The 8,181-nt window shown below is 73.7% G+C and carries 5 protein-coding genes; 3 read left to right on the top strand and 2 right to left on the bottom strand.

The window, feature by feature from the left end:
- Positions 1 to 2,472: DEAD/DEAH box helicase family protein (locus R7226_RS30295; protein ID WP_318601244.1), on the bottom strand; the 2,472-nt coding region annotated here is incomplete at its 3' end.
- Positions 2,473 to 2,637: 165 nt separating this feature from the next.
- Here R7226_RS30295 and R7226_RS30300 point away from each other — a divergent pair.
- Positions 2,638 to 4,950 (top strand): outer membrane protein assembly factor BamB family protein, encoded by a 2,313-nt coding sequence (locus tag R7226_RS30300; RefSeq protein WP_318601245.1) that lies wholly within the window; start codon positions 2,638 to 2,640, stop codon positions 4,948 to 4,950.
- 83 nt (positions 4,951 to 5,033) lie between these two features.
- Here the strand turns inward: R7226_RS30300 and R7226_RS30305 are convergent, their stop codons facing one another.
- The gene (locus R7226_RS30305; RefSeq protein ID WP_318601246.1) at positions 5,034 to 5,888 is read right to left on the bottom strand and encodes a hypothetical protein; all 855 of its coding nucleotides are present in this window, start codon (positions 5,886 to 5,888) and stop codon (positions 5,034 to 5,036) included.
- Positions 5,889 to 6,027: 139 nt separating this feature from the next.
- Here R7226_RS30305 and R7226_RS30310 point away from each other — a divergent pair, with 139 nt between their 5' ends.
- Together R7226_RS30310 and R7226_RS30315 are read left to right on the top strand one after the other, a co-directional pair.
- A complete protein-coding gene (locus R7226_RS30310; RefSeq protein WP_318601247.1) occupies positions 6,028 to 7,188 on the top strand; it encodes an exonuclease SbcCD subunit D in 1,161 nt (386 codons plus the stop codon).
- A gap of 20 nt (positions 7,189 to 7,208) precedes the next feature.
- Positions 7,209 to 8,181: SMC family ATPase (locus R7226_RS30315; protein ID WP_318601248.1), on the top strand; the 973-nt coding region annotated here is incomplete at its 3' end.

Genomic DNA, 8,181 nt, shown 5'->3' on the forward strand with positions numbered 1-8,181 from the left:
TGCCGCCTGCCACAGCGCGAGCGCCAGCGCCACGTCGCCGACGGTCGCCGCCGCAACCGCCGCGCTCGCGCTCCCGGCCGCCGCGGCCGCGAGCGCGACGAGCGATGCCGCGACGGCGGCGAGGCCCGGGAGGCGACCGGTGGCGGGAAGTGGGCGGGCGGGGTCGGGCGCGGGGTCGATCGTCAGGGTGCCGGGCGCGCTGGTGCCGGACGCGGCGGCCGCGCCGTGCGCGCTGGTGCCGGGCGCGGCGGTGCCGGAGCCGGGACGCTCCCTCGCCGCCCCCACCAGCAGCACCGGCAGCTCCTCGCCGCGGTACGGTGCGCCGATCTGCCAGCGCTCACGCGCGCTGTCGAGGTCGGCGGCGCGGTCGAGTGCGGCCAGGTTGAGCGCCGTGAACTGCTCCTCCGGCGGCGGCGCGTACGGTGACAGCTGCGGGTGGACGTGCGAGACGCCGGACTCGATCGAGCCGTCCTCGCACGGCGCGTGCAGGTGTGAGTGGCGGCGGACGAAGCGGTGATAGTCGGCCGCGCCGCGCTCCAGCTCCGGCGCGACGCAGACGACGTCCCAGTTCGAGCTGATCTTGCCGTCATCGCCGGGGTCGAGCCGCAGCGACCGCCCGCGCATCTGCCGCACCGAGACCGACGCGGCGACCGCGGTGCAGTCGACGAGCACGTTGACCGGCGGGCAGTCCCACCCTTCGCCGAGCAGCGCGCGCGTGCCGATCAGGACCCGGCCGGCCGCGTGCGGCCCGTCTCCCGCGAAGGCCCGCGTCACGGCCGGGACGTACGTCGCGGTGCTCCAGCCGGCGTGGTCGGCGGTGAGGCGGGCGAGCGGAGCGTCGCCACCGAGCGGCTCGACCCGCAACGTCGCCGCGACCTCCGGCGGCAGCTCCGCCGCCAGCGCCGCCAGCCACCCCTCCGCGTCGGCCGGCGCGCATGCGACCGTCGTGCCGGTCACCAGCAGCGGGTGCAGCAGCGCGGTGCGATCGTCAGCCGCGAGCGCGCTCAGCAGCGCGAGCCCGCCGCCGAGCGTCAGCGCCGTCTCTTCCGGAGCGCGCGCCGGGCGCTCGCTGTCGCACAGGACGACCGCGCGCAGCCCGGCGCCGCGGACGGCATGCTCGGCGTCGAGCGCGTCGGCGACCAGCAGCGTCTTCGCCGAGGAGTTGACGAGCACGCGGTCGAGGTCGTCGCGGCCGGGGCGGATCCCGCGGCGGGTGAGCGTGAAGCCGATGTCGGCGAGCCCGCCGGCGAGCTGCTCCCACAGCCGCTCGGCCGCCTCGCCGGGGTGGGCGCGCAGGCAGCGCAGCGCCCAGTCGTCGAGCAGCGCCAGCCAGTCGTCGAGCTCCGGCGGCGCCGAGGTCAGCTCGCCGCGCGGGGCGTCCGGCGGCAGCTCCAGCCCGGCGCTGCCGAGATAGCGCAGCCCGGCCCGCGCCAGCCGCGGCTGGCGCTTGGCGAACGCGGCGAAGGAGAAGCTCGAGGATTCGCCCGCCTCCGCGTCCCGATAGCGGATTCGCGCGATCACCCAGGCGCCGAACGACAGCTCCTCCTCGGCGCTGCCGGGCGGCGCGGGGTCGTGCAGGCGGTCGAGCAGCGCCTGGAAGCGGGCGTGGTGCTGCTGCAGCCATTCGCGTTCGGACGCGAGCGGCGTCGTGAACAGCGCCAGCTCCTGATACGGCGCCAGATAGCCCTCCTTCACGACCGCCGGCGTCGGGATCTCGAAGTCGACCTCGCCGAGCAGGTCGTCGTAGAGCGCGGCCTCCTCGCCGCTGAGGTCGAGCGGGCTGGTCGCGGTCAGCCCGACGACGTGGACGTCGTCGCCGAGCGCGGCGATCACTGCCCGCACGAGGTAGCCCCAGGTCGAGACGAGGTGGTGGCACTCGTCGAGCAGCACGGTGCGGACGCCGCGCGCCTGCAGCTCGGCGAGGCGGGCGGCGGCGCCGGGGCCGAGCAGGTCATGCGCAGCCAGGTCGAGGTGCTCACCGCGGGCGATCTCGCGCTTCAGCGTCGCCGTGACGGTCGCTACGTCGCGCGTCAGGCGTCTGCGCGCGGCGCCTTCGTAGCCGTCCAGCTCCGCGCGCGCGGCCTCGACGCCGATCGCGGTGTCGCGCGCCCGCTCGGCCGCGAGCCGCTCCAGCGCCGCCGCCTCCAGCGCTCCGCCGGGGTCGGCCGTCTGACAGATCGCCTGGTAGGTGTGGGTGAGAAGCGGGGCTTCCGCGCCCCCGAACAGCCCCAGCGCGCTGCCCCACTGCTGCTGGATCGCCGTCGTCGGGCACAGCACCAGCGCCGGTCTGCCGAGGCGCCGCGCGATCTCCAGGCCGATCACCGTCTTGCCGGAGCCGGGCGGCGCGACGATGTGGGTCGCCCGCCGCCGCGCCGCCAGATCGGCGTCGAAGGCCGCCAGCGCCATGCGCTGGTAGTGGCGCCACGGCGGGGTGAACGCGAGCCCTGCCCAGCCGTCGTCGGAGCCGCTCATGCGCGGCAGCATCGCGCAGCGCGCGGACCTCGCGCGCGCTGACGACCACGCTCGAGCGCCGACGCGCCTGATCTCACAAGCGCCGTCTGTCACAAGCCCGCTTGCGGGTAGGCCGCTGTGGAGCGCCGTGAGATGGGCGGCGGACGTGAGGAACGGAGTCGAGCGATGGGCAATGACGGCGGCAGTGGCGCCTTCTGGGGCATCGTGGTCGCAACCGCGGTCGCGATTGGTTTCGGCGTCTCGATCCTGGCGGGGTACCTGATAGGGCACTTCACCGGTCACGACAAGACGACGACCGTCACCGTGACGGCGGCTGAGAGACCAGCTGACACCAGTCCGGAGACGGCCGCGCAGAACGCCGGCGTCGCCGACCAGATCAACCCGGCCCCGGCCTTCTCCAGAGGCGAGCTGACCGCCCTCCCGCGCGAGAACTGGCTCACCAATGGCGGCTCCACCTACAACCAGCGCTACTCGCCGCTCACGCAGATCACCGACAGAAACGTCGCGCAGCTGAGAGGTGAGTGGGAGGCCCGCTTCGACAGATCGGGCACCGCCGCCAAGTTCTCCGGCGAGGCGACGCCGATCGTCTACGACGGCGTCATCTACACCGTCACCGGCAACAACGACGTCTTCGCCAACAGCGTCGAGGACGGCAGACGGCTGTGGAAGTACGAGTCGGGCATCCCGCAGAACATCGACACGATCTGCTGCGGCTGGACCAGCCGCGGCGTCGCGGTCGGCGACGGGCAGGTCTACGTCGCTCAGCTCGACGGCAGAATGGTCGCGCTCGACCAGCAGACCGGCCAGAAGAACTGGGAGTTCCAGGTCGGCGAGTGGAGAGAGGGCGAGACGCTCACGAACGCCCCGCTGTACTACGACGGCCGCGTCTACACCGGCGTCTCCGGCGGCGAGTACGGCATCCGCGGCTACCTGACCGCGCTCGACGCCAGAACCGGCAGACTCGACTGGCGCTGGTACACGATCCCGGAGCCTGGCGAGAGAGGCAGCGACAGCTGGCCCGACAACGACTCGTGGAGAACGGGCGGCGCGCCGATCTGGCAGACGCCGGCCGTCGACCCCGAGCTGAACATGCTCTACCTCTCGACCGGCAACGTCGCGCCGGACCTCAACGGCAAGAACCGCAGAGGCGACAACCTCTACGGCGCCTCGATCGTCGCGCTCAACCCCGAGACGGGCGAGCTGATCTGGGACTTCCAGGCGGTCCGGCACGACATCTGGGACTACGACATGCCGAGCCCGGTCGTGCTGTGGGACGCCGAGATCGACGGCAGAGAGGTCAAGGGCCTCTCCGAGCCGGCCAAGACCGGCTGGCTGTACATGCTCGACCGCGAGACCGGCAGACCGATCCACGGCATCACCGACAGACCGGTGATGCAGGACAAGACGATCCAGGAGACGGCCGACACGCAGCCGTTCCCGGACACGCCGCCGTTCGTCCCGCACGAGATCACCAGCGACCAGGTCGCGATCATCCAGGGGATCCTCAACGCGCAGATGAGAGGCAGAAGAAAGGTCCGCGTCGAGGTCGCCAGAGAGATGTACGAGCCGTACACGAACATCCCGAAGGTGATCAAGCCCGGTCCCAGCGGCGGGACCAACTGGCCGCCGTCGAGCTTCAACCGCACGACCAACATGGTCTACATATGCGCGGCTGACACCTTCGCCGGCTACCTCACCGAGGGGCCGACGAGACCGGTCGTCGGCAGACAGTACCTCTCGTCCGTCTTCACCTTGCAGGGCTTCGGCACCTACCCGGGCCTGCTCGTCGCGCAGGACGTGACGACCGGCGAGATCGCCTGGACGAGAAGATTCACCGGCAGAAACGACGCCTGCTACTCGGGCACGACCTCGACCGCCGGCAACCTCGTCTTCGTCGGCCGCAACAGCGGTGAGCTGCAGGCCTTCAACGCCTCGACCGGCGAGCTGCTGTGGAGATTCCAGACCGGCGCCGGCGCCAATTCGACCCCCGCGATCTTCGAGCACAGAGGCAGACAGATGATCGCGTTCTACGCCGCCGGCAACTCGCTCGCGGGCACCTCGCACGGCGACTCGCTGTGGCTCTTCTCGCTCGACGGCAGCATCGGCCCCGTCGCGCCCGGCGCGGCCGGCAGAGCGATCGAGCATGCCGGTGAGGCCGGCACGGTCGAGACCGAGAGAACGACCGTCGAGGCGACCGGTGACGAGGACAGAACGACCGAGAGCGACGAGGGCGGCGAGGCGACCGCGGTCGTCGACGGCGCGCAGCTCTTCTCCGACAACTGCTCGACCTGCCACGGCGCCGACGGCGCCGGCGGCAACGGCGGCCCCGACCTGACGACGATCCCGTCGGCGGCGAACCTGAGAGCGGTCGAGAGACAGGTCGCGGAGGGCGGCGGCGGCATGCCGGCGTTCGGCGACCAGCTCAGCCCGGAGGAGATCAGAGCGGTCTCGACCTACGTGACGAGACTGGTGAGATAGCGCCCGGGCGGGGCGTGCCGACGAGCGGGCGGCGCGGCCGGGGCGATCCTCGGCAGCGCCGCCCGTCGTCGTCCTCGCGCCGCTCAGCTCGGCGGCTGCAGCGTGAACGCACCGTTGGAGAGCGTCTGCAGGTTGCCGCTGTCCCAGCCGATCTGCAGCCTGCCGCCGCCGGGGACGGTCGCCGTGCCGGTGAGCGGGCCGCCGCCGGCCGGCAGCTCGATGCCGATGATCACGTCGAGCGTCAGCCCCGCCCCGCCGTTTGAGGTCGTGAAGCTGATCCCTCTCGGCTGCACGCGCGCGGAGGCGACCGAGGTCGTCGAGTACGGGTTGCTCGGCGTCCCCTGCAGCGCCGGCGTGTTGAGGTTCGTGATGAAGAGGCCGTTGCCGTAAGTCGGCGCGAAGGTCCCGTTGTCGAGCGTGATCGAGATCGCGGAGGCGGCCGGCGCCTGGAAGGTGAGCAGGCCGAACTCGGTGTCGGCGCCGGGATCGACGAAGAGCGTGGCGCGGCCGAATCTCGTGGTTCCCTTGCCGCCGCTGTCCGCGCGGTTCCCGAAGCGGGCGAGGCCGCCCTTCGCGACAGCTCTGGCGCCGAGCCGTCTGACCGCGAACGTGAGCGTGCGCGCCTTCGCGTCATAGCGCGGCTTGCGCAGCTCGACGATCGCGACGTCGCGGCCGGCCGGTGCGCCGTCGATCTCCAGCGCCGCGTTCGGCGGGTCGCCTCTGAAGCTCGCCGGCCAGCGCTTCACGAAGGCGGCGAGCGACTCGGTGCCGGCCGATCGCTGCGGGCGATCGGCGAAGCTCGTGATGCGCGGCGCGACGCCTCTGAGCACGAGCGTGGCGCCGTTCAGCGTGCCACCGGCGGCCTGCTGGACGAACAGGTCCTGCGCGCCGGCGGCGGGCGCCGCCGCGGCGACGGCGAGCGCGGCTACGCCGGTCATGAGCGCGCCTCGGCGGGCGGCGCGGGAGGTTGATCCCATCGGAGTCCTTTCCAGATCGTGAGACGCTGGCAACCAGCATGACGGGTCGCGCCGGGCGCGGTTCGGTTCCATCCGGCGCGGGGTTCATCGTGGGGGTGCGATGGCCCGCTTCCTCCACACCGCCGACTGGCACCTCGGCCGCGCCTTCCACGGCGAGGACCTGCTCCGCGAGCAGGCCGCCTTCGTCGACTTCGTCGTCGCGGCCGCGCGCGAGGCGGAGGTCGACGGGATCCTGCTCGCGGGCGACCTCTACGACCGCGCGCTGCCGCCGGTCGACGCGGTGCGGCTGGCCTCCGAGGCGCTGGCGCGGCTGGCCGAGGTCGCCCCGGTCGTCGTCATCTCCGGCAACCACGACTCGGCCGCGCGGCTCGGCTTCGGCGCCGAGCTGCTGACACGCGCGCGCGTCCACGTCGCGACCGATCCGGCCCGGATCGGCGCGGCGGTGGAGGTCGGCGGCGCGCTCGTCTACCCCCTGCCCTACCTCGAGCCCGACCTCGTGCGCGAGCCGCTCGGCGTCGAGGAGCGCTCCCACGCGGCGGTGACCGAGGCGGCGATGGCACGCGTGCGCGCCGACGTCGCGCGGCGCGGCGCGGCCGGGGCGCCCGTGATCGTGATGGCGCACGCCTTCGTCGCGGGGGCGGCCGGCTCCGAGAGCGAGCGCGACCTTGCCGTCGGCGGCGCCGCGCACGTGCCGCCCGGAGTCTTCGCCGGCGCCGACTACGTCGCGCTCGGCCACCTGCACGGGCCGCAGGTCGTCGGCGGCGGCGCGGGCCGCTACGCCGGCTCGCCGCTGGCCTTCTCCTTCAGCGAGGCGACGCAGAGAAAGTCGGTCGCGGTGGTGGAGGTGCCGGGTGGTGCCTCGGGTGGCTCCGGCGCGACGAGCGTCGAACTGCTCCCGACCCCGATCCCCCGCCCGCTCGCGACGCTGCGCGGCACGCTCGACGAGCTGCTCGCCGACCCGCGCCTGCGCGACCGCGAGGGCGCCTGGGTGCAGGCGACGCTGACCGATCCGGTGCGCCCGAGCGACGCGATGGAGCGGCTGCGGGCGCGCTTCCCGCACGCGGTCGTGCTCGCGTTCGACCCGCAGGGCGATCAGGCGGGCGCGCCCGGCGACTCCTACCAGCGCCTGCGCGGGCTGGACGACGACGAGCTGCTGCGCCGCTTCGTCGCCGACGTGCGCGGCAGCGACGCCGACGACGACGAGCTGACGCTGCTGCGCGACGCGCTGACAGCGCGTCGGGTCGCCGAAGCCGTCGCCTGACTCCCAGCTAGGCTGAGGCCATGCGCCTGCACCGCCTCCGCGTGACCGCCTTCCAGGCGTTCGCCGGGTCCGAGGAGGTCGACTTCGACGCGCTCAGCGGCGCCGGGCTGTTCCTCCTGCGCGGCGACACCGGCGCCGGCAAGACGACGCTGCTCGACGCGGTCTGCTTCGCCCTCTACGGCGAGGTGCCGGGCGCCCGCGCGCGCGAGGCGCGCCTGCGCTCCGATCACGCCGCCGACGACCTCCGCACCGAGGTCGAGCTGGAGGTGACGCTGCGCGACCGCCGCTTCAGAATCGTCCGGCGGCCGAAGCAGGAGCGGCCGAAGGTGCGCGGCGACGGCATCACCGAGGAGGGCCACGCCTGCACCGTGCAGGAGCTGCGCGACGGCGACTGGACGACGGTCGCCGCCCGCCCCGACGAGGCGAGAGCTGAGCTGGCCGACCCGCTTGGGATGACCTGCGACCAGTTCTGTCAGGTCGTGCTGCTGCCGCAGGGCGAGTTCGCATCCTTCCTGCGGGCCGGCAGCGACGAGCGCTGGAAGCTGTTGGAACGGCTGTTCGGGACCGAGCGGTTCGCCCAGGTCGAATGGTGGTTGAGAGATCGCGCGAGAGCCGCGCGCGCCGAGCTGCACGGTCAGCTCGGGGCGGTCCGCGACGTCGTGGCGCGGCTCGCGCAGGCCTCCGGCGAGGAGCCGCCGGCCGACTGGGAGGTCGATCCAGCGTCGGTGCGCGAGTGGGCCGGTGGCCTGAGCGTCGGCGCGCAGGCGAACGCGGTGACCGCGCAGGAGGCGGCTGTGGGCGCCCGCAGCGCCCGAGCCGAGGCCGACCGCGCGCTCGCCGCCGCGGGCGAGCTGTCGGAGCGGCGCGAACGGTTCGCACGCGCCGAGGCCGAGCTGGCGAGCTGGCAGGCGAAGCGCGGCGTCCGTGACGAGGCCGAGCGCGTCCTGCGCGCCGCCCGCGCCGCCGCCCCCGTCGCCCCGCTGCTGGCGGCGG

Source organism: Conexibacter stalactiti, assembly GCF_033542075.1.
Lineage (GTDB): Bacteria > Actinomycetota > Thermoleophilia > Solirubrobacterales > Solirubrobacteraceae > Conexibacter > Conexibacter stalactiti.

Bases quoted from the DNA above. Each gene is read 5' to 3' on its own strand.
- R7226_RS30300 (WP_318601245.1), top strand. From the start codon at position 2,638: ATGGGCAATGACGGCGGCAGTGGCGCCTTCTGGGGCATCGTGGTCGCA.
- R7226_RS30310 (WP_318601247.1), top strand. From the start codon at position 6,028: ATGGCCCGCTTCCTCCACACCGCCGACTGGCACCTCGGCCGCGCCTTC.
- R7226_RS30305 (WP_318601246.1), bottom strand. From the start codon at position 5,888: ATGACCGGCGTAGCCGCGCTCGCCGTCGCCGCGGCGGCGCCCGCCGCC.